The organism is Flagellimonas beolgyonensis, assembly GCF_003992615.1.
GTDB classification, from domain to species: Bacteria; Bacteroidota; Bacteroidia; order Flavobacteriales; family Flavobacteriaceae; genus Flagellimonas; species Flagellimonas beolgyonensis.
In genome coordinates this window covers 123921-149394 of record NZ_RZMY01000016.1, presented here as the reverse complement: position 1 = coordinate 149394, position 25474 = coordinate 123921, and the positions used below count along the sequence as shown (strand labels likewise).

Below are 25474 nucleotides of genomic sequence, written 5' to 3'. Positions count from 1 at the left end.
AATCATGAATAAACTAGTAAAAATTATACTCATCGTCATCGGATTGCTTGCAGCCGTACTATGGTTCTCCCTTCCGTCTGCCGATGATCCAAATGCCATCAACAGTGGATCAATGAACTTCATGTTCATTATTATGTACATTTTGTTGGCGATTGCTGTGGTTTCGGCCGTGTTCTTTGGATTCACAAAATTGCTTTCCACCAAGGGAAGTTTGAAGAAAGCCCTGTTCGGTATTGGCGGATTGGCTATCGTTGTGGCCATATCATACGGACTGTCCTCTGACAACACCCAAGTGGTAACAGAGATGGCATCCAGAGGTATTGAAACTACGGAAAGTACTGTAAAAAACATTGGAATGGGATTGAACGTATTCTTTATCCTAACCGTTATAGCGGTTGTTCTAATGGTTTTTCCAGGTTTGAAGAAAATGTTTGTAAAGTAAAAAAGTTGAATTATGCCTAGAAGAAAAGGAGCACCGGAAGTAAATGCCGGTTCCATGGCGGACATTGCTTTCCTACTGTTGATCTTTTTCTTGGTGACCACCACCATTGAAACCGACGCAGGTCTGGATCGTATGTTGCCGCCCATTGAGCCGCCAGATCAAGATGTTGTTATTAAGCAAAAGAACATTTTTACTGTAAACATCAATAAAAATGGTCAATTGTTGGTGGAAGATAATTTGATGAACTTGAAGGATTTGAGAAAAGCTGCAACAGCTTTTCTTGAAAACAATGCGGATGGATCCTGTACTTATTGCAAGGGCAAGAAAGATCAGTCATCATCCGATAATCCAACAAAGGCCATCATCTCGTTGAAGAATGACAGGGAGACCAAGTACAGTACCTACATCACCGTTCAAAACGAATTGGTGGGTGCGTACAATGATTTGCGTAACCGTGAAGCCCAAAGACTATATGGTCAGGACTTCACCAAAATGGAAGCAGATTACTTGAATCCTGAAACCCCTTCAGCGATTAGGGACGATTTAAAGGACAAGGTAAAACGAATCCAAGATATGTTCCCGCAAAAGCTTTCAGAAGCAGAAACATCAACCAATTAAAAACTAGAATTTAGTATGGCTAAGTTTACAAAAAAGAAGGACGGGGATTTGCCAGCGGTATCCACTGCATCTTTGCCGGATATCGTGTTCATGTTGCTGTTCTTTTTTATGACCGTAACCACGATGAAAGACAGTTCGTTAATGGTTGAAAACACGCTTCCCAACGCAACAGAGGTAAAGAAATTGGAGAAGAAGGACCGCGTAATTTACATTTACGTGGGAAAACCGACCCAGGAATATCAAAAGGTATTTGGTTCTGAACCTAAGATTCAGTTGAACGATAAGTTTGCCAATGTAGATGAAGTTGGTACATTTATTTTGGCTGAGCGTGCTAAAAAACCTCAAGAACTTCAAAACGTATTGACTACTGCATTAAAGGTGGATAAGAATGCCAACATGGGTCTTATCACTGATATAAAACAAGAATTGAGAAAGGTAAACGCCCTAAAGGTAAACTACACTACCTATGAAGGCGATGCATTTAACAATCTACAGTAGACAATAACTTAGATTTAGTGGGAAACGCTCCAAATCATTGATTTGGAGCGTTTTTTGTTTCTGTGGTTCCATTCTTGGAATTCTTTTGGAATAATTGTTGTGTTGGTGTTAAGGAGCACCAAAACCATATTTCAATCCAATCATTTTTCATTATGAGAAGAACCAGAGAAAATCCCGAAGTTCATGCAGGGTCCATGGCCGACATTGCATTTTTGTTATTGATCTTTTTTTTGGTCACCACGACCATTGAGACCGATAAGGGTCTAGATCGAAAATTGCCGCAAGAAGATAACCAAACCTCCATCGTGGTTAACGAGCGCAATGTATTCCGAATAAGTTTGAACAAGTACGATCAATTATTGGTGGAAGAAAAAATAATGTCCACCGATCAACTCAAGGACCAAGTCATCGCTTTTTTGGACAATGGCGGTGAGGTTGGGACCGATGGAACCTATTGCGATTATTGCAAAGGATCGCGTAATCCGGAATTGTCAGATAACCCAAAGGAGGCAATAATAGTTTTAAATAGTGATAGAAATGCTTCTTATGGTATGTATGTAAATATACAGGACCAATTGGCAGCTGCCTATAATACATTGCGTAATCGTGAAGCACAACGGCTGTATGGGCAAGATTTCGATCAGATGGAAGATCGCTATTATGCCCCAGAGTCCAACGCCTCAGAAAAGAACATCCTAAAGGAGCGTGTTGAAACCATTCGCAGTTTGTTTCCCATGAACATAAGTGAGGCAGAATTGAATGTTCAATCCCAAAATCAGAACTTATGAGTGCTTTCAATGGACGAAACAGATCGGAGCCCGCAATTTCTACAGCATCTTTACCCGACATCGTATTTATGCTCCTGTTCTTTTTTATGACAGTAACTACCATTAGCAACAACGAACTTTTGGTTGAAAACGAATTGCCAATGGCCACTGCGATCAATACACTGGACAAGAAGGACAGACTGATTGAAATTTATGTGGGCATGCCAAAACAAGAATTGGCAAAAACATTGGGTAATGCACTGCGGATACAACTCAATGACCAAATTGCACAGATCACTGATATTGGACCCTTTGTTTTGCAAGAGCTGTCCAAAAAACCAGAGTCCATTAGGAACTTTGTAACAGTGGCATTAAAGGTCGATAAAAACGTAAAAGTGGGAATGGTTGCCGATATCAAAAAAGAACTTCAAGAAGTTCATGTGTACAAAGTAAATTATACTACGCATCAAGGAGAATCTGGCAATCAAAAGTTTTAATCCAAAACCTGAACTGAAAACAATCCAAATGCGTAATTTGGATTGTTTTTAGTTTTGGAACATATTACAATGAGTCGTTACCTCCTTTTATTGGTTTTTCTCGTATCCACTTCCGGGTTTTCCCAAGAACAAATGGTCGATTCCACCACGGCAGACACAAAATATTTGGAAGACCAATTTTATATTGGATTGGGCTATAACGTATTGTTGGAAAAACCAACCGATGTGGTCCAGCGGAATCTGTCGTATGGCTTGCAGTTGGGTATTATCAAGGACATTCCGTTCAACAGTCGTAGAAATTTTGGCGTTGGACTTGGCTTGGGCTATGCCATCAATTCCTATTACTCCAATATAGTGGCCAGTGAGACAGGCGGTTCCATAACTTACGAAATCATGGATCAGGCCGATTTTAATAGGAGCAAGTTGGAGACCCATGCGATAGAATTGCCCTTTGAAATTCGTTGGCGTACCTCAACTGCCGAAGAGTACAAATTTTGGCGTATTTATGCGGGTGCCAAATTGGGCTATGTCTTTTCTGGGAGGTCTCGGGTGGTCATGGAAGATGGCACGGTTGCCTTTGTCAATAACGATATCGAAAAGTGGCAGTACGGCCTAATGGTGAATTTTGGATACAACACTTGGAACATTCATGCCTACTATGCCCTTAATCCACTGCTCAAAGAGGGTACCCAATTGACCAATGGGGATACCATTGATATGCGGACCCTTCGTATTGGCGTAATTTTCTATATTCTATAGCCAATATTTAAGAATGATCAGCTGGGAAACACAGCCCACCATAAATCCAATCAAGAGTTCATTTTTGGTATGTGCCTTCAAGTAGAGCCTTGAAGTGGCCACCATACCTGTAAATAGCGTAAAAAGGCTTATGGCTAGGGTTATATTGATTTCAAAGTGGATGCTCAACGCGATCATGTAGGTCAAAATACTGCCCATGCCCAACAAATGCATACTGGTCTTGAACCTAAGGAATAACAAGATCAAGGTTGCACCGGTAGCGGTCAACAGTCCCGTAAAAAAATAGAACAGTTCGTTTACATAATTGTTGGGGATTACCTTGTACAATATCATCAGAAAGATGATACTGCTAATGTAGAGTGGGTATTTTCGCTCCTGAAGAGTGGGTAGAAATATGGAATGGATTACCCCCATATTCTTTAGGATCAAAAAGAAAATGATCGGAATGATCACCGTAAGAATGAAAATCGGCACAATGTTGCCACTTTGCATTTCCAAAGTGCTGTAAGGGGCAATGGTAAAATACAGCACGGTACCACCGAACGGAATAAAGAGCGGATGGAAAATATAGGAGATAATGTTGTGAAAGTGGTTCGTCAAATTTGCTTTCTTAAACGGGCCACGGGAATGCCCAATTGTTCGCGATATTTCGCTACCGTACGTCGGGCTATTGGATAGCCTCGTTCCTTAAGGATCTTGGCCAGTTTATCATCGGTCAATGGTTTTTTCTTTTGCTCATCCCCAATTACCGTTTCCAAAATTTTCTTGATCTCCTTGGTGGATACATCCTCACCCTGTTCATTTTTCATGGCTTCGGAAAAGAAGTCCTTAATGAGTTTGGTGCCATAGGGGGTATCCACATATTTACTGTTGGCAACACGGGAAACCGTCGAAACATCCATGTCGATTTTGTCCGCTATATCCTTTAAGATCATGGGACGCAGTTTTCGTTCATCCCCGGTTAGGAAATATTCTTCCTGGTAGTCCATGATGGTTTTCATGGTGATGTACAACGTCTGTTGGCGTTGTTTGATGGCGTCGATGAACCATTTGGCAGCATCCAATTTCTGTTTGATGAAAAGCACCGTGTCCTTTTGGGACTTGGATTTTTCCTTGGCGTTTTTGTAGCCCTCCAACATATTGCTGTATTCCTTGGAAACATGTAACTCCGGAGCGTTTCTGCCGTTCAGGGTAAGTTCCAGTTCCCCATCCACGATCTTGATGGAAAAATCGGGGACGATATGCTCTATCATTCGGGTTCCGCCCGAATAGGAACCTCCTGGTTTGGGGTTCAATCGCTCAATTTCCGAAATCGCATCCTTCAGTTCTGCTTCCGAAACATGGTGTTTTTGAATGAGCTTATCGTAATGCTTTTTGGTAAACTGGTCAAAGGATTTTTCCAAAATGCTGATGGCCAGTTCCACGGATGGTTTCTGTTCTTTTCGCTTCAATTGAATGATCAGACATTCATCCAATGAACGGGCACCCACACCGGGTGGATCCAAATCTTGCACCACCTTCAGCACGGATTCTATCTTCTTTTCCTCCACATAAATGTTTTGGGTAAAGGCAAGGTCGTCCATAATGTCGCCCAGTGGCCTACGGATATAACCGCTCTCGTCCACACTGCCCACCAAAAACTCGGCAATCGCCCATTCCTCATCATCCAAATACACCGTATTGAGTTGGTTGATCAAGTATTGGTTGAACGAAATTCCAGCGGCATAGGGAATGCTTTTTTCCTCATCGTCCGAACTATAATTGTTTGCTTGGGTACGATAGTCCGGAATTTCATCATCACTCAGGTAATCATCTATATTGATATCATCGGTCTCAATGGTCTCGCTATCCGATGAATCGTCATAGGCATCATCATACACATCATCCATAGCTTCGCTCTCCGCCTTTCCACTCTCAAGGGCAGGGTTTTCTTCCAACTCCTGTTTTAAGCGCTGTTCAAAAGCCTGTGTGGGCAATTGAATGAGCTTCATGAGCTGAATCTGCTGTGGAGACAGTTTTTGTGAAAGCTTAAACTGTAGATGTTGCTTCAGCATAGGAACAGATTTATGATCCTCCTTACTATAAAGTTATAAATTCAATTTAAAACTCAGCGTTCTGAGGTGTTCTTGGGTAGGGAATAACATCCCTGATGTTGCCCATACCAGTGGTGAACTGTACCATGCGCTCAAAACCAAGTCCAAAACCGCTGTGTACCGCGGTTCCAAATTTGCGAAGGTCCAAGTACCACCAAAGTTCCTTGTCGTCTATGCCCAGATCTTTGATCTTTTGTTGCAATACCTCCAAACGTTCCTCTCGCTGCGATCCTCCAACAATTTCACCAATACCGGGGAAAAGCACATCCATGGCCCGAACTGTTTTACCATCTTCGTTCAAGCGCATATAGAAGGCTTTGATCTTGGCCGGATAATCAAAAAGGATCACCGGGCATTTAAAGTGTTTCTCCACCAAAAAGCGCTCGTGCTCACTTTGAAGATCGGCACCCCATTCATCAATGGAATATTGGAATTTTTTCTTTTTGTTGGGTTTGCTGTTCCTTAAAATATCGATGGCTTCGGTGTACGAAACCCTTTTGAAATTGTTCTCGACCACGAACTTCAATTTTTCGATCAATGCCATTTCGGAACGTTCTTGCTGGGGTTTGGATTTTTCCTCGTCCAACAACCGGTTTTCCAAAAATTCCAAATCGTCCTTGCAGTTATCCAAAACATATTGGATAATGAACTTGATAAAATCCTCGGCAAGGTCCATATTGGCATCGAGGTCGTTGAAGGCCACTTCGGGTTCGATCATCCAAAACTCGGCCAAGTGTCTGGAGGTATTCGAATTCTCTGCCCTAAAAGTGGGGCCAAAGGTGTATACTTTTCCCAATCCCATGGCATAGGTTTCGGCTTCCAACTGTCCGGAAACGGTCAAATTGGTCTCCTTGCCAAAAAAGTCTTCTTCAAAATCAACTTCTCCATTGTCATTCAATGGTGGATTTTTGGGATTTAAGGTCGATACCCGGAACATTTCCCCTGCACCTTCGGCATCGGAACCGGTAATGATCGGGGCATGCATATAGTAAAAGCCGTTTTGCTGAAAATAGCTGTGGATGGCAAATGCCAGGGCAGAACGCACACGCATTACCGCAGCAAAGGTGTTGGTCCGAATGCGCAAGTGTGCCTTTTCCCTCAAGAACTCCAAGGAGTGCTTTTTGGGTTGAATAGGGTAGGTTTCGGGGTCTGCCGAGCCATGCACGAACACATCGGAAGCCTGGATCTCGATGCTCTGGCCTTTTCCTTGGCTCTCTACCAATTCCCCAGAAATCTTTAGGGCAGCACCCGTGTTTATTTGTTTCAGTACAGCCTCGTCCAAATTTTCGAAGTCGACCACACATTGCAAATTATGGATCGTGGAACCATCGTTCAATGCGATAAAGCGGTTGCTCCTAAATGTTTTTACCCATCCATTTACTTCTATGGAATCTCCTACGGGTTGCTTTTCTAGCAATTCTTTTATGGAATAAGACTTCATTGTAAACTATAGTAATTTAAACGGTAAAGATAGGTTTTTGAAAAAAATTGAAGGCAATGGATTCACCTAATTTATCTAGGTTTTGCGGACTATTTGTCCTTCAAATTGTCCTCATCCTTCGGCAGTATGTCGATCTGCGGTTTTTTAAGGACCTGTTTGTTGGCAATGCTCCTTTCCAAAGACAACAATAGCGATGGCAGAAGAATCAAATTGGACAACATGGCAAAGAGCAGCGTGGCGGATACCAAACCTCCCAACGCTTTGGTGCCTCCGAAACTCGAAATGATGAACACGGAGAAGCCAAAGAACAGTACAATGGAGGTATAGAACATGCTCACCCCGGTTTCCCGAAGGGCGGCATAAACCGATCGTTTAATGTGCCAACGGTGCGTGGCAAGCTCTTGTCGGTATTTGGCCAAAAAGTGGATGGTGTCATCCACCGAAATTCCGAATGCAATACTGAACACCAGAATGGTCGATGGCTTTATCGGAATACCCAGGTAGCCCATGACCCCTGCAGTGACCAACAAGGGCAGCAGGTTGGGCACCAGGGAAATGATCACCATTCGGAACGATCGGAACAGGTATGCCATGAACAGTGAGATCAATCCAATGGCCAGTGCCAACGACAACAACAGGTTCTTGACCAAGTATTTGGTTCCCTTTAAAAACAGAAGGGCCTTGCCGGTCATATACACATGGTACCGATCACTTGGGAAAAACTTATCGATGGCAGCCTGTACATCCTGCTCAATTTCTTCCATACGATCGATCTTCACATCTTGCATGTAAGTGGTCAATCGTGCCGTTTGGCCGGTGCTGTCCACAAAACTTTCCAAAAGATTGCCATCCGTTGAGGATTTTCGGGCGGCATCCATGATAAAGGTATTCTCTTGGCTGGTGGGCAACTGATAATATTTTGGAATGCCATTATAGAAGGCCTGTTTGGAATATTTCACCAAATCCACAATGGAAATGGGTCTTGAGAGTTCCGGTATTTCGTCAATTAGGGTGCCTAATTGATCCATTCGTTTTAGGGTGGCCGGTTTTGTTACCCCATTTTTACGTTCGGTATCCACTACGATCTCCATGGGCATGATACCATCAAACTCCTCTTCAAAAAATTGGATGTCCTTATAAAAATGGGTGTTTTTGGGCAGGTCTTCGATTCGGCTACCTGTAATTTTAATTTGATAGATGCCCACAACGCTCAATACCAAAACCACCACAGTGGTAATATAAACTGCAACTCGATGGTCCCTTACCATCCGCTCCATCCAGTTTACAAAAAAGTCCATCCACTTTTTGTTCAAATGCTTAAGGTGCTTGGTTTTGGGTAGCGGCATAAAACTGTATATGATCGGGATAATCAAAAGGGACAGGATGAAAATCCCAACAATATTTATCGAGGCCACGATACCAAATTCCCTGAGCAGGTCACTGTCCAAAATAATGAATGTGGCAAAACCGGAAGCCGTGGTAATGTTCGTCATCAAGGTGGCATTTCCAATTTTGGAAATCACCCGTTGCAGCGATAGTGCCTGGTTTCCGTGCTTGTTAACTTCTTGTTGGTATTTATTGATCAGGAATATACAGTTGGGTATACCGATTACAATGATCAACGGTGGAATAAGGGCGGTGAGAATCGTGATTTCATACTGTAGAAGACCAAGTATGCCAAAGGCCCACATCACCCCAATGATCACAATGCACATAGAGATAAAGGTGGCCCTGAAACTTCTAAAGAAAAAGAAGAAGATCACCGAGGTCACCAAAAGTGCAGCGACAATAAAAACACCGATTTCATCGGTAATGGATTTGGTGTTCCAAGTACGGATATAGGGCATGCCGGATACCCGGACATCGAGTTGGGTTTCTTCTTCAAAGCTTTTGATCAAATCGCCAAGGTCGTTGAGAATGAATTCATTCCTGACCGCGGTGTTCATTATGTCCTTGTCCAAATAGGCAATGGTCTGGATTGTGCCACTTTTGGGATTGTACACCAGATTGTCGTAAAAGGGCAAGTTGTTGAACAAATGATTTTTTAAGGAATCGATTTCTTCGGTTGTCTTGGGTGGAGACTTCAGAAAAGGTTTCATGGTGAAGGCTTGGGTTTCGTCATCCTTCACCAATACTTTCAGGTTTTCCAAACCTACTATAAAATCGACTTCGGGAAAAGCTTCCAACTGTTTGCCCAATCGGTTCCAACGGTTAAAGTTTTCGGGCGTAAAAAGGGCAGAATCCCGAACGGCAAAGACAATGGCATTGCCTTCTTCACCAAATATTTTGGTGAATGCATTGTATTGTATGGTGGCAGGGTGGTCGTCGGGCAGAATATTGGCCTCAGTATTGGAAAAGCGGATGTTTTTCCACTGCATTGCAAAAAAAACAGTGGCACCGGCAATCCCTAAAAGTATGAGGATTCTATTGCGGAGAATTATTCGAGCGACCTTGGGCCAAAATCCTTTAGTGAGCTTTGCTACCATTTGGGTTTTGTTGGGCGCAAAGGTAGAAAATGATCCGCTGTGTTCCTAAAAAAGGACTGGATCATTGGGTAAAATTATACCTTCATGATCTCGGCCTCCTTAACGGCCAAAATGGAATCCACTTTTTTGCTGTAGGTGTTGGTAAGTTCTTGAACATCCACCTCGGCATTTTTTAACAGGTCCTCCGAAATTTCAAGGGCTTTCAGCTCTTTGTTGGCTTCTTGCCTTGCACTTCGGATACTAACTTTGGCATCCTCTGCCTCTGCCTTGGCCTGTTTTACCAATTGTACCCTACGTTCCTCGGTCAATGGAGGTACATTTATAATGATCATTTCGCCGTTGTTCATTGGATTGAAGCCCAAATTGGCATTCATGATGGCTGTTTCAATTTCGCCCATGAGATTTTTCTCCCAAGGTTGCACCGAAATGGTTCGGGCATCCGGAGTGTTGATGTTGGATACCTGGGAAAGTGGTGTTTGGGAACCATAATACTCCACCATTACGGAAGAAAGCATTATCGGGCTGGCCTTACCGGCACGGATTTTAATGAAAGCCTTTTCCAAATGTGAAATGCTGGCATCCATACTTTCTTTTGTGCTATCCAGTACAAATTTTACTTCTTCGTCCATGCTCTAAATTTTTATTACGATATCAAAAATGGGTCCAATTAAACATTTACCACCGTTCCAATGTTCTCCCCGGAAACGATTTTCATCAAATTTCCTTTTGTGTTCATATCAAAAACAACAATGGGCAATTCGTTTTCCTGACTCAATGTGAACGCCGTGGTATCCATTACTTTTAAACCTTTCGAAAGCACTTCTTGGAACGATAGGGAATCGAATTTGGTGGCATTCTTGTCCTTTTCAGGGTCAGAGGTATAGATTCCATCCACCCTTGTGCCTTTGAGGATTACATCGGCATTGATTTCGATGGCCCGCAACACGGCAGCGGAATCGGTAGTGAAATACGGATTTCCGGTACCACCTCCAAAAATTACGACCCTTCCTTTTTCCAAGTGCCTCATTGCCCTTCTACGGATGAAGGGTTCGGCCACTTCATTGATTTTGATGGCAGATTGCAATCGGGTCTGTACCCCTTTCAATTCCAAGGCGCTCTGCAGTGCCAATCCGTTGATCACGGTGGCCAACATTCCCATGTGGTCGCCCTGTACGCGGTCCATACCCTGACTTGCCCCAGCAAGTCCCCTAAATATGTTGCCGCCACCAATCACGATGGCCACTTCGATACCTTTGTCCACCACAGACTTGATCTCGTCGGCATATTCGGCCAATCGGTCCGCATCTATGCCGTACTGTTTTTTGCCCATCAAGGCTTCTCCACTCAGTTTTAATAAAATTCTTTTGTATCGCATTGAAGGTATCTTGAAGTCGGGACAAAAATAATCAAAATTATTTATGGGAAATCATGGAAAAATGGGAAGTCTACCGAAATAAATGCATAAAAAATCCATACATTCTGTAACCTTTTTCCAAAACAACGGTATATCCTACAACTGACCTAAATAACAAGAAATTGCAAAATCTGACCGACAATGTCTTAATGATGAAAGTGAAAAGTGGCGACTTGGACAAGTTGGGTTTGCTTTACGAACGTCATAAGCGAAAGCTCTTTGGGTTTTTCTACAATTTGGGCAACAATCCTTCGGTCAGTGAGGATTTGGTCCAAAATGTATTTGTGCGGATTTTAAAATATCGGGAATCCTATTCGGGAGACGGTGCATTTGCCGCGTGGATGTTCCAAATGGCAAGGAATGTGAACAACGACCATCACAAGAAGATTTCCAAGGAAAGGATTTTCGATGGAATAGCTCCAGAAGATGTGATGGAAGGGTCGGATGATGGATTGAATGAAACCATGGACCAACAGGGCGATGCCATTCGGTTAAAAAGGGCCTTGACCTTTCTGCCAGATGATAAAAGGGAAATTTTGCTCCTGAGCAAATACAGGGAATTAAAATTTCACGAAATAGCCCAAATAGTGGGATGTTCGGAAGGGGCGGCTAAGGTTAGGGTGCACAGGGCTTTGAACGATTTAAGAAAAATTTTTTTAGAAATGGAAATGCTATGATGGAGGAAGAAAAATTTGAATTACTGGCAATGGATTTTTTGGCCGGGACCATGAACGAAGTGGATGCCAAGGCATTTGAGGAGCTTCTTTTAAACAACCCTGGGTACAAGGAAAGGTTTTTGGTCCTAAAAGAAGGATGGGCCATGATGGACGCCATGGAATCACCGGAACCTTCCAATCAGATGGATGGGGCATTTTATGAAATGCTGAACGTCGAAATGGAGCAACAAAAAAAGAAGACGTCAAATGGACAATTGCCCGCATGGTTGACAGATCTGATTAAGCCGCAATGGGCCTTTGGAATGCTATTGTTGATTGTAGGATTGACCTTGGGCTATTTTTTAGCACCATCGGTAGGGTCGAGGCCGGAGCCCCAAGACATGGTGATTGCCCAAAATGAAACGGAAGAGGTGCGACAAAAATTGGTTCTGACCCTTTTAGATCAGCCATCGGCCAACCAACGGTTGCAAGGGGTCAGCGAGGCAAATAAATTCCAATCGGCGGATAGCATTGTCATCAAGGCCTTGTTGCAGACCCTTAATCGGGACGCTGATGTAAATGTTCGCTTGGCAGCAATTGAGTCGTTGACCAACTATGTGGACAATCCCATGGTGCGGCAGGGTTTGGTACAGTCCATTCCCAATCAGGAATCTCCGTTGTTGCAAATTACATTGGCCAACCTGATGGTGGCCCTTCAGGAAAAAGCTTCCATAGCACCTTTCAAGCAATTGTTGAAAGAGAAGCAATTGGATACCACTGTGAAGAAACGAATAGAGAAAACCATAGAATCCATCATATAGTTTATTTATCAATCGGCCCTTTGGCCAAAATCAAATTACGAACAGTCTAATATTTTAAAACGATGAAACAGTTAGTATTCATGGCATGCCTATGCTTAAGCTTGGGTGTGTGGAGTGCTTCGGCACAACAAAAAGAGTTTAGTGAAACCATCAAGAAACAAGTCCCTTTGGGCAACGAATCGGCCAATAGTCTGGTAATTCGGAATGTTTTTGGTTCCGTGACCGTGGAAGGGTACAATGGCAGTACGGTGGTTGTGGAAGTGGAGAAAATCATAAGGGCCGATAACACCTCGGATCTGGAGTTGGGCAAAAAAGAACTTCAACTTAAGGTCCTGCAAGAATCCGATCGTGTGATTTTGCATCCCGATGCCCCCTACATGCAGTTTAATGCCGACAAGTTGAGTTACAATTGGTGCAACAACAATGAGGATGTTCCCTATGAACATGTGCTCAACTTTACGGTTAAAGTACCCAATGCAGTGCAGGTAAATGTAAGTACCGTAAACAACGGAGAAGTACATGTGGCGAATACCAAAGGCAATTACGTGGAAGCCAACAACGTGAACGGCGGTATTCGTTTGACCAACATTACGGGCAAAACGAAGGTGAACTGTGTGAATGGCGATGTGGATATTTCCTATGCCCAAAATCCCAAAGTTTCCTCACGGTACTATGCCTTAAACGGCGATATCAATATTTCATATCAGGCGTCCCTTTCGGCCAATATTTCCTTTAAAAGCATGAACGGGGAAATGTTCACCGATTTTGATATTGACAAACAGTTTGTGAAAACCAGTAAGAATGGGGGCGATAAGGGTAAGCCCAAATATAAATTCGAATCCCGACCGGTGGTGCAGATCGGCAGTGGTCAAGTGGATTTCGATTTTGAAACCTTGAACGGAAATGTATTCATCAAAAAAATCTAATGTTATGAGAAAGATCAATGTTATTACACTACTTGTTGTGTTTTTGGGCACAGGAATGCTTTCGGCCCAAAAGAAGGAAATCGATTTGTTCACTGTTCCGTTGAGCAATCCTGATCAACCAGGCAAATTGGAACTGGGGCAGATATCCGGAACCATCAATGTAACCGGTTATGAAGGAAAGGAAGTCATGGTGAAGGTAAATGTGTATGAAAGTGACAAAGTAAACAAGGAAACCAAAAATGGGATGAAACGCGTTGGTAATTCCGGGTTGAACATCAGTGCCGAAGAGGATGATAATGTGGTGACGATAAACAATGAATTGTGGAGCCGTAGAACAGATTTCATCATTCAAGTACCCTATAATTTTTCATTGAAGTTAAGTACGGTCAATGATGGCGATATCAATGTGGATGGGGTTACCGGTGATTTGGAGATAAGTAATGTGAATGGGGCCATAACCTTGGCCAATGTGGAAGGTGCTGTTTCGGCCAATACCACCAACGGACCGGTGAAGGTCGATTTCAAGAAAATGGGTAATGCCACCGATATGGCGTTCAGTAGTTTCAATGGCAATGTGGAAGTGTCGTTCCCCAGTTCTTTAAAAGCCAATATCAAGGCCAAGTCCGATATGGGGGATGTGTACACCGATTTTGATATGGCGGTACAGGAAAATAAACCTGAAACGGAGAAAAAGGAAGGCAAAGGAGCTTATAAGGTGAAAATAGAGCAGTGGGTGAAAGGGAAGATCAATGGCGGTGGACCAGAGCTGTTGTTCAAGACCTTTAATGGGGATATTTTGATCAAATCGAAATCATAACCGGACCAACACGAAATAAAAATGCCCCTTTTAAAGGGGCATTTTTTTATTGTGCAAAGGGAAAAATTATCCCAAAGCCACCCTTTTAAATCCAGTTACTTCCAAGCTGGAGTCAACAGATTTTACATATTGGGCAACGCTTTGTTTGCTGTCTTTAATGAAATCTTGGTTCACCAAAGTGTTGTCCTTGAAGAAACGGTTCAATTTTCCTTTGGCGATGTTGTCCAACATGGCCTCAGGTTTTCCTTCTTGACGCAACTGGTCCTTGGCAATTTCGATTTCTTTGTCAATAATGGATTGGTCCACACCAGCCTCGTTTAGGGCAACCGGGTTCATTGCGGCAGCTTGCATGGCAACATCTTTTGCAGCTTCAGCAGCACCGTCAACATTGGCGGACAATCCAACCAAGGTAGCAATTTTGTTTCCGGCGTGGATGTAGGAACCAACAAAAGGAGCGCTCAATTTCTCGAAGCTTCCAATCTCGATTTTCTCACCGATCACACCAGTTTGCTCGGTCAATTTATCAGCAACGGTCATACCTTCGAACGAAGCGGCCAAAAAAGCCTCTTTGTTGTCAAAACCAAGGGCCAAATCGGCCAAATCGTTGGCAAGTTTCACAAAGCTTTCGTTCTTGGCAACGAAGTCTGTTTCGCAGTTCAAGGAGATAACCACACCTTCTGTGCTATCGGCATTCACCTTAGCGATGGCTGCACCTTCAGAGGATTCCCTGTCAGCTCTGTTGGCAGCAACTTTTTGGCCTTTCTTTCTAAGGATCTCGATTGCTTTTTCGAAATCACCATCAGCTTCTACCAAGGCTTTTTTACAATCCATCATACCAGCTCCGGTGGTCTGTCTCAATTTATTTACTTCTGCGGCGGTAATCTTAGCCATTTTCTATGCTTTTTAAAGATTTATGTAAAGTAAAACACTAAAAACGTGTTTCGTTTAAGGGCAATGTTAAATCAATTCTTATTGTTCAACACCACCTTTGGCGTTGTCTTGCCATTCTTTCAATTCGTCCCATTTACCTGTGGCGGCCATCTTGGCTTGTTTTGGCCAAGAAGTTGGGTCTAGGTGTGCCAATGTTGAGCTGGCCTCGGTCAAAATCTCCTTGATTTTTTCAGGAGTTGTTTTGGCAAGGTCTGCGTAGCTGGCAATGCCTTTTCCGATAAGGGCTTCCTCAGCTTTGGGTCCAACACCTTCAATTTTAGTCAAATCGTCGGCCTTCACCTTTTTTGGGGCTGGCTTGGCTTTTTTGGCTTTCTTGTCTTCCTTTACCACTTCCTCCTCGTCATCAACGATTACGGTTTTGGTTTCCATTACTTCTTCTTCCTCGTCCTCCTTATCGTTGGCTTTGTCATTCTTGCGCTCGGCCAAACCTTCGGCAACCGCTTTGGTCACTTCTTCCAAAATAGCCTCGATGGATTTGCTGGCATCGTCATTGGATGGGATAACAAAGTCAATCGGTCTTGGGTCGGAGTTGGTATCGACCATGGCGAAAATTGGAATGTTCAATTTTTGGGCCTCTTTTACGGCAATGTGCTCACGCATGGTATCCACTATAAAGATGGCACCTGGCAAACGGGTCATGTCGGCGATGGAACCCAAGTTTTTTTCCAACTTGGCACGCAAACGATCAACCTGCAATCTTTCTTTTTTGGAAAGGGTGTTAAAGGTTCCGTCTTTCTTCATGCGATCGATGGAAGCCATTTTCTTAACAGCCTTACGAATGGTCACAAAGTTGGTCAACATACCACCTGGCCATCTTTCGGTGATGTAGGGCATGTTCACTTTGGATACTTTATCCGCAACAATGTCTTTTGCTTGTTTTTTTGTGGCTACAAAAAGGATCTTACGTCCTGAAGCTGCAATTTTTTTAAGGGCTTCGTTGGCCTCTTCCAGTTTTGCAACAGTTTTGTAGAGATTGATCACGTGGATTCCGTTACGCTCCATGTAGATGTAGGGAGCCATGTTCGGATTCCATTTTCTGGTTAGGTGCCCAAAATGCACACCTGCTTCGAGTAAATTCTTTACTTCAATTTTACTTGCCATTTTTTGTATTTAGTTTACGTTCCGTTGTAGTAGCAATGGATTGGTGGTCACTTGGGTTCGCCCTATCCATTTAGATGCTAAACTAATTTCCAAAAAAGTCGATTTTTTCCCTTTTGGAACAACGACAACTTGGTTAAAAATTTAACCCTGAAATTGATTTCCAGGGTTTTCAATGAACTTATATATTTGGTGCCAAGGCACCGAATAATATTAACGTTTGGAGAACTGGAATTTCTTACGGGCTTTCTTCTGACCGAATTTCTTTCTTTCCACCATTCTTGGATCCCTGGTCAAAAGGCCTTCTGGCTTAAGAATGCTTCGGTTCTCAGCATCGATTTCGCACATTGCCCTTGACAAAGCCAAACGGATAGCCTCGGCTTGACCGGTGATACCACCACCGTAAACATTAACCTTTACGTCGTAGCTTTCTTCGTTTTCGGTCAAAGTAAAAGGCTGTTTTACTTTGTATTGTAGTGTAGCAGTAGTGAAGTAATCGTTCAAATCCTTCTTGTTCACGGTAATGTTTCCAGAACCTTGTGAAACGTATACCCTTGCCACAGCAGTTTTTCTTCTGCCTATCTTATGAACCACTTCCATTATTTGTAGTCGTTTAAGTTTATTGCCTTTGGTTTTTGAGCTTCTTGTCCGTGTTCCGCACCAGCGTATACTTTAAGGTTTCTGAAAAGATCAGCGCCCAATTTGTTCTTTGGCAGCATTCCCTTAACAGAATTTTCAATGATACGCTCTGGGTGTTTGGTCAAAACATCTTTTGCAGAAGCAGAACGTTGACCACCTGGATAACCAGTATATCTCAAGTAAACCTTGTCATCCCACTTGTTGCCGGTCATGTTGATCTTTTCAGCATTGATGACAATAACATTGTCTCCACAATCCACGTGGGGCGTAAAATTGGTCTTGTATTTTCCTCTAAGCAATTTGGCTACTTTGGACGCCAATCTTCCCAAGGTCTGTCCTTCAGCATCAACCAATAACCACTCCTTATCAACGGTAGATTTATTGGCGGAAATAGTCTTATAACTTAATGTATCCACTTCTCTAATAGTATTGATTTAATAACCTATCCCGATAAACGGGCTGCAAATGTACAATTATTAGATTGAATTACAAACGGTTGATTGGGAATATTTTTTAGGTTTTTTCATTTTGCCCCAACCTTCTTCAAAACAGGGCAAATGTAATCCTGTGGGTTGTTAAAATAACCTTAAAGTTCCAAAACGGTGTAACTGATGTGAAAATGCGAGGTCTTTACAGTGTCAATCCAATCAAAAAACGACGTTTTGAAGCACTCTGGCCTATTTTTCCTTGCCCTATTGTTATCCCTATTTGTTCAAGCCCAAGATTCTACCGAAGTAATTGAAAAGAAAAAATACTATACCAAAGCCCTTGGAGAGTATGCGGCACCAACGATCAATGGTATCTTGGAAGATAAAGTTTGGGAACAAGTTGAATGGGGCGGTGATTATATTGAATGGCAGCCCGATGAAAATACCCCACCCACCCATCAAACACAGTTTAAAATTCTCTACGATAGCAAGAACCTATATATAGGTGTTCGCTGTTTAGATCCGGAGCCCGATAAAATTGTAAAACGCCTATCCCGAAGGGATGGTTTCGATGGGGACTGGATCGAGTTCAACATCGATAGTTATTTTGATAAACGGACGGCCTTTTCCTTTACCATTACTGCCGCCGGGGTAAAGGGGGATGAGTTCATTTCCAACAACGGCAACAATTGGGACTCTAGTTGGAACCCAATCTGGTATGCCAAAACCAATATAGATGATGAGGGATGGACAGCAGAGATACGAATTCCGCTGAGTCAGCTTAAATTCAGTACTGAGAAGGAACAGGTATGGGGTTTTCAGTCGACCCGTAGGATATTCCGTGCCGAAGAACGATCAGTGTGGCAACGGAAGCCAGTGGATCAACCTGGTTGGGTGAGCGAGTTTGGCGAATTACACGGTCTGAAGAACATCCAGCCCCAAAAACAGTTGGAGATCCAACCCTATACCGTGGCCAAGGTGGAAACCTATGAAGCTGAGGACGGTAACCCGTTTCAGGATGGAAGCGACAACAGCATTACCGGTGGTTTGGATGCCAAGATCGGCATCACCAACGACCTTACCCTGGATCTTACGGTAAACCCCGATTTTGGCCAGGTGGATGCCGATCCATCCGCCATTGCTTTGGATGGTTTCCAAATATTTTTCCAAGAACGACGCCCTTTCTTTGTGGAGAACAAAAACATTTTTGATTTTTCGGTGTCCCAGTCGCAAGCGGGCAATACCTTTGGCTCCGACAATATTTTCTATTCGAGGCGGATTGGTCGAAGTCCCCAAGGCTATCCCGACACTTCCGATGGGGAATTTGTGGACCAACCGGATAACACGCCCATCATTGGAGCTGCAAAGTTCAGTGGGAAGACCAAGAATGGGTGGGCCATTGGGGTGTTGGAAAGTGTGACTTCGCAACGACAGGCGACCATAGTAAACGGTAGCGGGGACCGGCGCAAAGAGATTGTGGAGCCGCTCACCAATTATTTTGTGGGTCGTTTACAAAAGGATTTCAACCAACGGAACTCCTATATCGGGGGCATTATTACGGCGACCAATCGGGAAAACCTTCCGGAAGAGCTCAATTTTCTCCACGAAGCAGCTTACACGGGCGGATTGGATTTTAAACACCAATGGAACAATAGGGATTGGTACGTGGGAGGTAACATCACCTTCAGCCATATCCAAGGGAGCGAAGAGGCCATCACCAATACCCAGCAATCCATTACCCATTTGTTCAACCGGGTGGATGCAGATCATGTAGCCGTGGATACCACCCGTACATCGCTTACGGGTACTGGGGGCAATGTGCAAATAGGGAAGATCGGCAACGGGCATTGGCGATTCGAATCCGGGGCCACATGGCGGTCGCCCGAATTGGATTTGAACGATATCGGTTTTCAACGGCAGGCCGATGATATCCGGCACTATACCTGGATCGGTTACCAGACCCTGAAACCCGACAGCACCTTTCGGCGTGTGGGCATCAACTACAACCATTGGTCGGCCTGGGATTTTGCGGGCAATCACAATTACATGCAGTTCAATACCAATAGTTGGCAAAACTGGAAAGGCAACTGGTTCACCAATGCTGGATTCAATTTTGCGCCCATCCAATATTCCAACTTCAATCTAAGGGGCGGGCCCAGATTGCGAATTTCCCCATGGATGAGTTTTTGGAACAGCATCAACACCGACAACAGAAAGAAAATTCGTTTTTCTGCATTCCACAATGGCAGAAAAGCCGTCGACAATTCCTTTAAGTCCTATTATGTGGAGGCCGGATTTGTCTACCAACCGCTCAATGCCCTTCGGATTTCGGCCTTTCCGTCGTTGAGCATCAATCACGATAAATTGCAGTTCATCAATAATTTTGATGACGTGGGCGGTTCACCGCGGTACCTGAATGGGGAGATCGATCAACGAACTTTGAGCATGTCGTTCCGGTTGAACTATACCATCAATCCTAATTTAACGATACAATACTGGGGGCAACCCTTTATTTCACGGGGGCGGTATTCCAATTTCAAACATGTGACCGACCCATTGGCCAAACGCTTTGAAGATCGTATTGTGCAGTACAATGACAACCAAATCAGTTTTGCGGATGGCACCTATTCTGTGGATGAAAACCTCGATGGATTGGAAGACTTCAATTTTGACGATCCCGATTTTTCCTTTGTGCAGTTCCGCTCCAATTTAGTAATACGATGGGAATACATTCCGGGATCCGAAATCTTTTTGGTCTGGTCGCAGGATGTGACCCAATCCGGGAATCCTGCGGAAGGACTGTTGCCGAGTTTGGGGGATAACATTTTTGGACAGAAGCCCCACAACATCTTTTTGTTAAAAGCCACCTATCGATTTGTATTATAGTTTAGTGTCATTCCGCACGGATGCTGAGCTAAGCCGAAGTACAGGAATGACAATGTATCCAATTAATGGAAATTTGTCAATTCGAGTGGTTTTGAAGTGAAACGAAAAAACTGTATCGAGAATCGACACAGGATATTGTGTAAACTAGTTCTCGATACTTTTTCCTAAAGGAAAAAACTCGAACTGACAACCTAGAGCTTCATTATCCTCCGCAAAGCAGCAACCAAAGCCTCATTCGCTTCCTGATCACCTATAGTGATGCGCACCTTGCCCGGTGCCCCAAATTGGGAAACGGGCCGTACCATAATGCCTTCTTCCATCATTTTGTCGGTGAATTCCATTTCTGGGAAGGGCGGATCTATGATGAAAAAGTTGGCTTGGCTGGGCCAATATTTGATTCCCAACTCATCAAAGGCCTTGGCAATAAATTTTCGACCCTCAAGTACCGTCTGAACGGTTTTCTCAATAAATTCGGAGTCGTTCAAGGCCCCGATGGCCGCTTCCAAGGAAGTGAGCGGCAATAGGAAAGGTTTATGGATCAACCGCACATAATTGGCAATGGTCGCGGTGGTATAGCCGTAACCGATACGCTGACCGGCCAAACCATAGGTTTTGGAAAAACTGTTCAGTCCAAGTACGTTATGTCCGGCCAGTACATAGGGCAGGGCGGTCACATAATCCTCGGCATCGGCAAAGTGTCGGTACACCTCGTCAAAAACAATGAGAATGTTTTGTGGTACCCGGGCCATAAAATCATCCATCACAGCTTTGGGAATATAGGTTCCCGTGGGATTGTTCGGACTGGTCAAAAAGATGATCTTGGTGCGGTCGGTAATCGCGTTCAATATCCCTTCCACATCCAGGTCGTAGTTGGGGGCCAACAAGGGAATATCGATGGTCTTGGCGCCATACCATCTGGAGAACACCGAATAGGGCAAAAAACAGGGATTGGAGTAAATCACCTCGTCCCCTTCGGAAACAAAGGCCCGTAACAGGATGTCCAAAATCTCCGAACCGCTGTTGCCGCACAAAAATTGGTCGGCAGCGAGTTGGTTGTTAAAGTCCTTCACCAACGCTTCTCGCAGGCGAATGTCCGTTTGATCGGGATAGATATCGATGTGATCCAAGGCTGCCTTCATGGCGGCAATGGCCTTGGGCGATGCTCCCAATGGATTCTCGTTGGAGGATAGCTTGTAGATTTTTTTATGGGAAGGGGGAATGTTTTTTCCGCCCTTGTATACTTCTTTGGGCTCCAAGTGGGCCTTAAAAATGGATTCGATGCTTTTTTTCATTTTTTTAGCTTTGCTAAAATGTTCTGTTTACTGAATTAAGTATACTATTAGTAGAACGATTACTATCACAATTAACAGAAACAATAATTTTAAAATTTTATCTTGACCTTGCGTTTTTTTCAATTTGTCCAACGCAGTTTTTTCTGGTAACAGAAACCCTCTCCACGAATATTCAGGTTCTGACAAATACCATTTTGTGTTACAATTTTTGCATTTGTATATGTAGTAACCCAAGCCACCATATTTTAAGGTGACATTTTTGATAAATTGTAAATGCTCTCGACCTAATTTTTGTGTTAAGATTAAATCTACTTCTTCAAACTTTTCTGAAGTTTCGAATGATTCAAAGTGTTCATTAAAACAAAATTCACACATGGTCCAATAACTTAATTAGGAATTTACAATCCCTCCGCATACAACAATAACGCCATCGCCTTTTCCGTGTCGCCATGTTCCAGAATCTGCTGGGCCAATTCGTGGATTTCTCGCTTGGACAGGTTCTTGGCATGCTCCGATACCCCGGCAATATCAATCTCCAAGGTGGAGGGCAGGCTTTCCAAATTGCCCAGTCGTCCCAAATTGTTGCCGGTAAGCACATCGCTTTCCCGAATACCCTTGGGCAAGGCATCCACTCCAATACCTTTAGTGCGTAGGGGTTTGGGAATTTCAAACAGGGCATCCTTGGTCGCCCTGATGTACCAATTGGCACCCATGCGGCCCACCAAATCCAATTTTTCGGTATCCAATACGCCACCTGTCAAATAACTTTCGTTGATGTGAATGAGTTCCACCTTTGCCATGATCAAATTGCCCGCGCCGGGAGTTTGTGCCAGTTCGATCACTTCCTGTACCGTACATTCAAAAGAAACTGGGGCTTCGGCCACCCGAGGGGGTTTTACCTTTTCGCTGGGCACTTCGGTAAATCCGGCCTTTACAAATTCGTTTACGCCCTTATCGTAAGCCGTACTGGAAAGCGACATCTGTTCCACCATCGGTTGGTTCACAATATTGATGACCACTTCGGGCACTTCAAGCACGTTTTGGTGGGTGTGTTTCAGGGAATTGTCCCGTCCGCTTCGCGCCGGTGAAAAGATCATGATTGGCGGATTGGAACTGAACACATTAAAAAAACTGTACGGGCTCAGGTTCACATTGCCGTCCTTGTCCACAGTACTGGCAAAACAGATGGGTCGTGGTGCCACGGCCGTAAGCAATATTTGGTGCAAATCGGGCTGTGCCAATTCGGTTGGATCGATGGTTTTCATCATACTTTTTATTCCTTAGGTGACTGAGGGTAGTCGAAGTCACAATTCAAGATTCATTCAATTCGCAAAGTCGAGGTCACAATTCGAGTCTTGGTAGCTTCGACTCAGCTCAGCTACCGAGTTTATTTAGCGGGCAACACCTTGGTGGAAACTTCTCCAAAACCAACGCGTTTGCCATCCTTTTCGGCATAGCCACGCATGGTAACGGTGTCGCCATCCAAAATGAACTTGCGCTCGGAACCGTCCTTCAATTGCACCGGTTTAGTGCCCATCCAGGCCAATTCCAACATGGAGCCATAGGCGTTTTCATCCTTTCCGGAAATGGTTCCGGAGGCCATCATATCGCCCACGTTGATGTTGCAACCATTTACCGTATGGTGTGCCAATTGTTGGGCCATGTTCCAATACATGTACTTGAAATTGCTATGGCAAATGGTATTTGCTTCACCGCCGTTTGGGGTGATGTCCACTTCCAAGTTGATGTCGTAGTTTTTGGCGCCTTCGTACTCTAAATAGGGCAATACTTTCGGTTCTTGGGTAGGTCCGGCCACTCGGAAAGGTTCCAAGGCCTCCATGGTCACCACCCAAGGAGAGATGGAAGATGCAAAATTCTTGGCCAAAAAGGGTCCCAAGGGCACGTATTCCCATTTTTGGATGTCACGTGCCGACCAGTCGTTGAACAATACCAAGCCAAAAATGTAATCCTCAGCCTCCTTGGTGGAAACCGAATCGCCCAATTGGGTGTCCTTTCCACAGATAAAGCCCATTTCCAACTCAAAATCCAACCGTTGGGTGGGTCCGAAAACGGGGGCATTTGCACCGTTCGGTAAGGTTTGTCCCTTCGGGCGGTGAATGGCCTGTCCGCTCACAATAATGGAGCTGGCCCTACCGTGATAGCCCACTGGAATGTGTTTCCAGTTGGGCAATAAGGCATTTTCCGGGTCACGGAACATTTTGCCTACGTTGGTGGCGTGTTCTATACTCGAATAAAAATCGGTGTAATCCCCTACGTACACCGGCATGTGCATTTGGGCTTCCGACTGCTTTACAAAAAGCTCCGGCTTTCCGGCCAACACAGAATGGTCGTCTTGTAGCCAGTGCTGGATATTTTTACGTACTCTTTTGGTGATTTCCTTGCCCAAGGCGATAAAATCGTTCAGGGTGTCCTTTTCCAACACGGCGGTATTGAAGTCGAACACATCGAGTTCGGCCACGGCGGCCAAATCCAAGATATGCTCACCAACGGCCACACCCACACGTGGGCTGCGGTCTTCGGTGGAAAAAATCCCAAAGGGAATGTTATGGATAGAAAAATCTGAGTTTTCAGGTATGTTTATGATCATGAAATGATTTTTAATGTCATTCCCGTGGAAACGGGAATCTTATACTTATTGTCATTTCGAACGCATGTGAGAAATCTAATTGTTTGAGATTTCTCAATCGCTTCGCTCATTTCGAAATGACATTTATTTTGAGTCTATTCCAACCACGATTTGTAATACTTGCCATCGTCAATTTTCAGGGCATTTTCAGTGACCATCAACGGTTTGAAGGTGTCAATCATCACGGCCAATTCCTCTGTGCCCTTTTTACCGATACTTGCCTCGTAGGTGCCCGGGTGCGGCCCGTGCGGAATGCCCGCGGGGTGCAGTGAAATATAGCCGGGTCCGATACCGGTACGGCTCATAAAGTCACCATCTACGTAATACAACACCTCATCCGAATCGATGTTCGAGTGGTTGTAGGGTGCCGGTATGGCCTTGGGATGGTAATCGTACAATCTCGGGCAGAATGAACACACCACAAAGGCGCCGGTTTCAAACGTTTGGTGCACTGGTGGCGGTTGGTGTACCCTTCCCGTAATCGGTTCAAAATTGTGGATGGAAAAACCGTAAGGGAAGTTGTACCCATCCCAGCCGACCACATCAAAAGGATGGGTGGCGTAGACCAGATGGTGCAACATGCCCTGCTTTTTGACCTTCATCACAAATTCTCCCTTTTCATCGTAGGTTTCGAGGTCTTGGGGCAATTTATAGTCGCGCTCGCAAAAAGGCGAATGCTCCAACAATTGGCCAAACCAGTTACGGTACCGTTTCGGGGTGTAAATGGGATGGAAAGATTCCGCATAAAGGATGCGGTTGTCTTCGGTATCAAATTCAATTTGATAGATCATTCCCCTCGGTATGATGAGGTAATCCCCATACTCAAAAGGAATGTTGCCCAAAAAGGTGCGCAAGGTTCCAGAGCCTTTGTGGATGAACAGCATTTCGTCCGCATCGGCATTTTTATAAAAATAATCTGTCACCGATTTGCGGGGAGCGGCCAAGCCTACATGCACATCATTGTTGACGAGCAAGGGTTCACGCGCTTCCAAAAAATCATCCTTTGGAGCGACATCAAACCCGATAAATTTACGACTGGTGATGTTCTTTTCCACCGCAATCTTTGGCGATAGGTCCATGGCCTTTCCAATTTCCTTGACCTGTGTGGGCCGGTGGATGTGATAGGATAGGGACGACATACCATCGAACCCAATCGTGCCAAAAAGCTGCTCGTAGTAAAGGCTGCCGTCCGGCTTTTCGAATTGGGTATGCCGCTTTTGCGGAATTTTTCCGAGTTTATGATATATGGGCATTCGTAAAGTTTTAAGTTAAAGGTGCTGGGTTATGGGTAAAATGAT

25 protein-coding genes are annotated in these 25474 nt (G+C 44.2%); 11 read left to right on the top strand and 14 right to left on the bottom strand.

From position 1 onward, the window contains the following. Positions 1–4: 4 nt before the first annotated feature. From EO131_RS11660 to EO131_RS11635, 6 genes are all read left to right on the top strand, one after another. The gene (locus tag EO131_RS11660) at positions 5–442 is read left to right on the top strand and encodes a hypothetical protein (RefSeq protein ID WP_127022123.1); all 438 of its coding nucleotides are present in this window, start codon (positions 5–7) and stop codon (positions 440–442) included. A 12-nt stretch (positions 443–454) separates the two neighbouring features. Further along, the gene (locus EO131_RS11655) at positions 455–1060 is read left to right on the top strand and encodes an ExbD/TolR family protein (RefSeq protein ID WP_127022120.1); all 606 of its coding nucleotides are present in this window, start codon (positions 455–457) and stop codon (positions 1058–1060) included. A 15-nt stretch (positions 1061–1075) separates the two neighbouring features. Further along, positions 1076–1558, top strand: coding sequence for an ExbD/TolR family protein (locus EO131_RS11650; protein ID WP_127022117.1), 483 nt, complete (start codon positions 1076–1078; stop codon positions 1556–1558). A 152-nt stretch (positions 1559–1710) separates the two neighbouring features. Then, positions 1711–2346 (top strand): ExbD/TolR family protein, encoded by a 636-nt coding sequence (locus EO131_RS11645; protein WP_127022114.1) that lies wholly within the window; start codon positions 1711–1713, stop codon positions 2344–2346. Beyond that, positions 2343–2822, top strand: a complete 480-nt coding sequence (locus tag EO131_RS11640; RefSeq protein ID WP_127022111.1) for an ExbD/TolR family protein — start codon at positions 2343–2345, stop codon at positions 2820–2822. The genes EO131_RS11645 and EO131_RS11640 overlap by 4 nt, the downstream gene beginning before the upstream one ends. Before the next feature lie 69 nt (positions 2823–2891). Further along, the gene (locus EO131_RS11635) at positions 2892–3581 is read left to right on the top strand and encodes a porin family protein (RefSeq protein WP_127022108.1); all 690 of its coding nucleotides are present in this window, start codon (positions 2892–2894) and stop codon (positions 3579–3581) included. Here EO131_RS11635 and EO131_RS11630 read toward each other — a convergent pair. The 6 genes from EO131_RS11630 to pyrH all read right to left on the bottom strand — a co-directional run bounded on the left by EO131_RS11630 (position 3576) and on the right by pyrH (position 10976). After that, a complete protein-coding gene (locus EO131_RS11630) occupies positions 3576–4181 on the bottom strand; it encodes a hypothetical protein (protein ID WP_127022105.1) in 606 nt (201 codons plus the stop codon). The two genes, EO131_RS11635 and EO131_RS11630, sit on opposite strands and share 6 nt — an antisense overlap. Next, a complete protein-coding gene (rpoN, locus tag EO131_RS11625) occupies positions 4178–5635 on the bottom strand; it encodes an RNA polymerase factor sigma-54 (RefSeq protein ID WP_127022102.1) in 1458 nt (485 codons plus the stop codon). The genes EO131_RS11630 and rpoN overlap by 4 nt, the downstream gene beginning before the upstream one ends. A gap of 46 nt (positions 5636–5681) precedes the next feature. After that, positions 5682–7115 carry an asparagine--tRNA ligase gene (gene asnS / locus EO131_RS11620; protein WP_127022099.1) on the bottom strand — a complete coding sequence of 478 codons (1434 nt, stop codon included), beginning with the start codon at positions 7113–7115 and terminating at the stop codon, positions 5682–5684. Between the two features lie 89 nt (positions 7116–7204). After that, entirely contained in the window at positions 7205–9601 is a 2397-nt protein-coding gene (locus EO131_RS11615) for an efflux RND transporter permease subunit (RefSeq protein ID WP_127022097.1), read from the bottom strand. 74 nt (positions 9602–9675) lie between these two features. Continuing rightward, positions 9676–10230: a ribosome recycling factor gene (gene frr, locus EO131_RS11610; protein WP_127022094.1), complete on the bottom strand. Its 555-nt coding sequence runs from the start codon at positions 10228–10230 to the stop codon at positions 9676–9678. 38 nt (positions 10231–10268) lie between these two features. Continuing rightward, positions 10269–10976 (bottom strand): UMP kinase, encoded by a 708-nt coding sequence (gene pyrH / locus EO131_RS11605; RefSeq protein WP_127022091.1) that lies wholly within the window; start codon positions 10974–10976, stop codon positions 10269–10271. 161 nt (positions 10977–11137) lie between these two features. On the opposite strand from pyrH, the gene EO131_RS11600 reads away from it, so the two are divergent. The 4 genes from EO131_RS11600 to EO131_RS11585 all read left to right on the top strand — a co-directional run bounded on the left by EO131_RS11600 (position 11138) and on the right by EO131_RS11585 (position 14235). Beyond that, positions 11138–11692: an RNA polymerase sigma factor gene (locus tag EO131_RS11600; RefSeq protein WP_127022088.1), complete on the top strand. Its 555-nt coding sequence runs from the start codon at positions 11138–11140 to the stop codon at positions 11690–11692. Continuing rightward, a complete protein-coding gene (locus EO131_RS11595) occupies positions 11689–12492 on the top strand; it encodes a HEAT repeat domain-containing protein (RefSeq protein WP_127022085.1) in 804 nt (267 codons plus the stop codon). The genes EO131_RS11600 and EO131_RS11595 overlap by 4 nt, the downstream gene beginning before the upstream one ends. Positions 12493–12554: 62 nt before the next feature. After that, complete coding sequence (locus EO131_RS11590) at positions 12555–13418, top strand: DUF4097 family beta strand repeat-containing protein (RefSeq protein WP_127022082.1); 864 nt, start codon at positions 12555–12557, stop codon at positions 13416–13418. A gap of 4 nt (positions 13419–13422) precedes the next feature. Continuing rightward, entirely contained in the window at positions 13423–14235 is an 813-nt protein-coding gene (locus EO131_RS11585) for a DUF4097 family beta strand repeat-containing protein (RefSeq protein WP_164731680.1), read from the top strand. A 66-nt stretch (positions 14236–14301) separates the two neighbouring features. On the opposite strand, the gene tsf is transcribed toward EO131_RS11585, so the two are convergent. From tsf to rplM, 4 genes are all read right to left on the bottom strand, one after another. Next, a complete protein-coding gene (tsf, locus tag EO131_RS11580) occupies positions 14302–15126 on the bottom strand; it encodes a translation elongation factor Ts (RefSeq protein ID WP_127022077.1) in 825 nt (274 codons plus the stop codon). Positions 15127–15204: 78 nt separating this feature from the next. Next, positions 15205–16287: a 30S ribosomal protein S2 gene (gene rpsB, locus EO131_RS11575; protein WP_127022074.1), complete on the bottom strand. Its 1083-nt coding sequence runs from the start codon at positions 16285–16287 to the stop codon at positions 15205–15207. Positions 16288–16497: 210 nt separating this feature from the next. Further along, complete coding sequence (gene rpsI, locus EO131_RS11570) at positions 16498–16884, bottom strand: 30S ribosomal protein S9 (RefSeq protein ID WP_127022071.1); 387 nt, start codon at positions 16882–16884, stop codon at positions 16498–16500. Continuing rightward, positions 16884–17339: a 50S ribosomal protein L13 gene (rplM, locus tag EO131_RS11565; protein WP_127022068.1), complete on the bottom strand. Its 456-nt coding sequence runs from the start codon at positions 17337–17339 to the stop codon at positions 16884–16886. The genes rpsI and rplM overlap by 1 nt, the downstream gene beginning before the upstream one ends. Before the next feature lie 246 nt (positions 17340–17585). Between rplM and EO131_RS11560 the strand changes: the two genes are divergently transcribed. Beyond that, positions 17586–20237 carry a DUF5916 domain-containing protein gene (locus EO131_RS11560; RefSeq protein ID WP_127022065.1) on the top strand — a complete coding sequence of 884 codons (2652 nt, stop codon included), beginning with the start codon at positions 17586–17588 and terminating at the stop codon, positions 20235–20237. A gap of 191 nt (positions 20238–20428) precedes the next feature. Here EO131_RS11560 and EO131_RS11555 read toward each other — a convergent pair whose 3' ends face one another. The 4 genes from EO131_RS11555 to EO131_RS11540 all read right to left on the bottom strand — a co-directional run bounded on the left by EO131_RS11555 (position 20429) and on the right by EO131_RS11540 (position 25429). Beyond that, positions 20429–21529: a pyridoxal phosphate-dependent aminotransferase gene (locus EO131_RS11555; protein WP_127022061.1), complete on the bottom strand. Its 1101-nt coding sequence runs from the start codon at positions 21527–21529 to the stop codon at positions 20429–20431. Between the two features lie 398 nt (positions 21530–21927). Further along, complete coding sequence (locus EO131_RS11550) at positions 21928–22794, bottom strand: flavin reductase family protein (RefSeq protein WP_164731693.1); 867 nt, start codon at positions 22792–22794, stop codon at positions 21928–21930. A 122-nt stretch (positions 22795–22916) separates the two neighbouring features. After that, positions 22917–24137, bottom strand: coding sequence for a fumarylacetoacetase (gene fahA / locus EO131_RS11545; protein ID WP_127022055.1), 1221 nt, complete (start codon positions 24135–24137; stop codon positions 22917–22919). Between the two features lie 134 nt (positions 24138–24271). Then, on the bottom strand, positions 24272–25429 hold the full coding sequence (locus tag EO131_RS11540) for a homogentisate 1,2-dioxygenase (RefSeq protein ID WP_127022052.1): 1158 nt from the start codon (positions 25427–25429) through the stop codon (positions 24272–24274). Positions 25430–25474 lie beyond the last annotated feature (45 nt).

Excerpts from the sequence above, each read along its gene's own strand:
- EO131_RS11660 (WP_127022123.1), top strand. The coding sequence starts at position 5 with ATGAATAAACTAGTAAAAATTATACTCATCGTCATCGGATTGCTTGCA.
- EO131_RS11655 (WP_127022120.1), top strand. The coding sequence starts at position 455 with ATGCCTAGAAGAAAAGGAGCACCGGAAGTAAATGCCGGTTCCATGGCG.
- EO131_RS11650 (WP_127022117.1), top strand. The coding sequence starts at position 1,076 with ATGGCTAAGTTTACAAAAAAGAAGGACGGGGATTTGCCAGCGGTATCC.
- EO131_RS11645 (WP_127022114.1), top strand. The coding sequence starts at position 1,711 with ATGAGAAGAACCAGAGAAAATCCCGAAGTTCATGCAGGGTCCATGGCC.
- EO131_RS11640 (WP_127022111.1), top strand. The coding sequence starts at position 2,343 with ATGAGTGCTTTCAATGGACGAAACAGATCGGAGCCCGCAATTTCTACA.
- EO131_RS11635 (WP_127022108.1), top strand. The coding sequence starts at position 2,892 with ATGAGTCGTTACCTCCTTTTATTGGTTTTTCTCGTATCCACTTCCGGG.
- rpoN (WP_127022102.1), bottom strand. The coding sequence starts at position 5,635 with ATGCTGAAGCAACATCTACAGTTTAAGCTTTCACAAAAACTGTCTCCA.
- asnS (WP_127022099.1), bottom strand. The coding sequence starts at position 7,115 with ATGAAGTCTTATTCCATAAAAGAATTGCTAGAAAAGCAACCCGTAGGA.
- EO131_RS11615 (WP_127022097.1), bottom strand. The coding sequence starts at position 9,601 with ATGGTAGCAAAGCTCACTAAAGGATTTTGGCCCAAGGTCGCTCGAATA.
- frr (WP_127022094.1), bottom strand. The coding sequence starts at position 10,230 with ATGGACGAAGAAGTAAAATTTGTACTGGATAGCACAAAAGAAAGTATG.
- pyrH (WP_127022091.1), bottom strand. The coding sequence starts at position 10,976 with ATGCGATACAAAAGAATTTTATTAAAACTGAGTGGAGAAGCCTTGATG.
- EO131_RS11595 (WP_127022085.1), top strand. The coding sequence starts at position 11,689 with ATGATGGAGGAAGAAAAATTTGAATTACTGGCAATGGATTTTTTGGCC.
- EO131_RS11590 (WP_127022082.1), top strand. The coding sequence starts at position 12,555 with ATGAAACAGTTAGTATTCATGGCATGCCTATGCTTAAGCTTGGGTGTG.
- EO131_RS11585 (WP_164731680.1), top strand. The coding sequence starts at position 13,423 with ATGAGAAAGATCAATGTTATTACACTACTTGTTGTGTTTTTGGGCACA.
- tsf (WP_127022077.1), bottom strand. The coding sequence starts at position 15,126 with ATGGCTAAGATTACCGCCGCAGAAGTAAATAAATTGAGACAGACCACC.
- rpsB (WP_127022074.1), bottom strand. The coding sequence starts at position 16,287 with ATGGCAAGTAAAATTGAAGTAAAGAATTTACTCGAAGCAGGTGTGCAT.
- rpsI (WP_127022071.1), bottom strand. The coding sequence starts at position 16,884 with ATGGAAGTGGTTCATAAGATAGGCAGAAGAAAAACTGCTGTGGCAAGG.
- EO131_RS11555 (WP_127022061.1), bottom strand. The coding sequence starts at position 21,529 with ATGAAAAAAAGCATCGAATCCATTTTTAAGGCCCACTTGGAGCCCAAA.
- EO131_RS11550 (WP_164731693.1), bottom strand. The coding sequence starts at position 22,794 with ATGAAAACCATCGATCCAACCGAATTGGCACAGCCCGATTTGCACCAA.
- fahA (WP_127022055.1), bottom strand. The coding sequence starts at position 24,137 with ATGATCATAAACATACCTGAAAACTCAGATTTTTCTATCCATAACATT.
- EO131_RS11540 (WP_127022052.1), bottom strand. The coding sequence starts at position 25,429 with ATGCCCATATATCATAAACTCGGAAAAATTCCGCAAAAGCGGCATACC.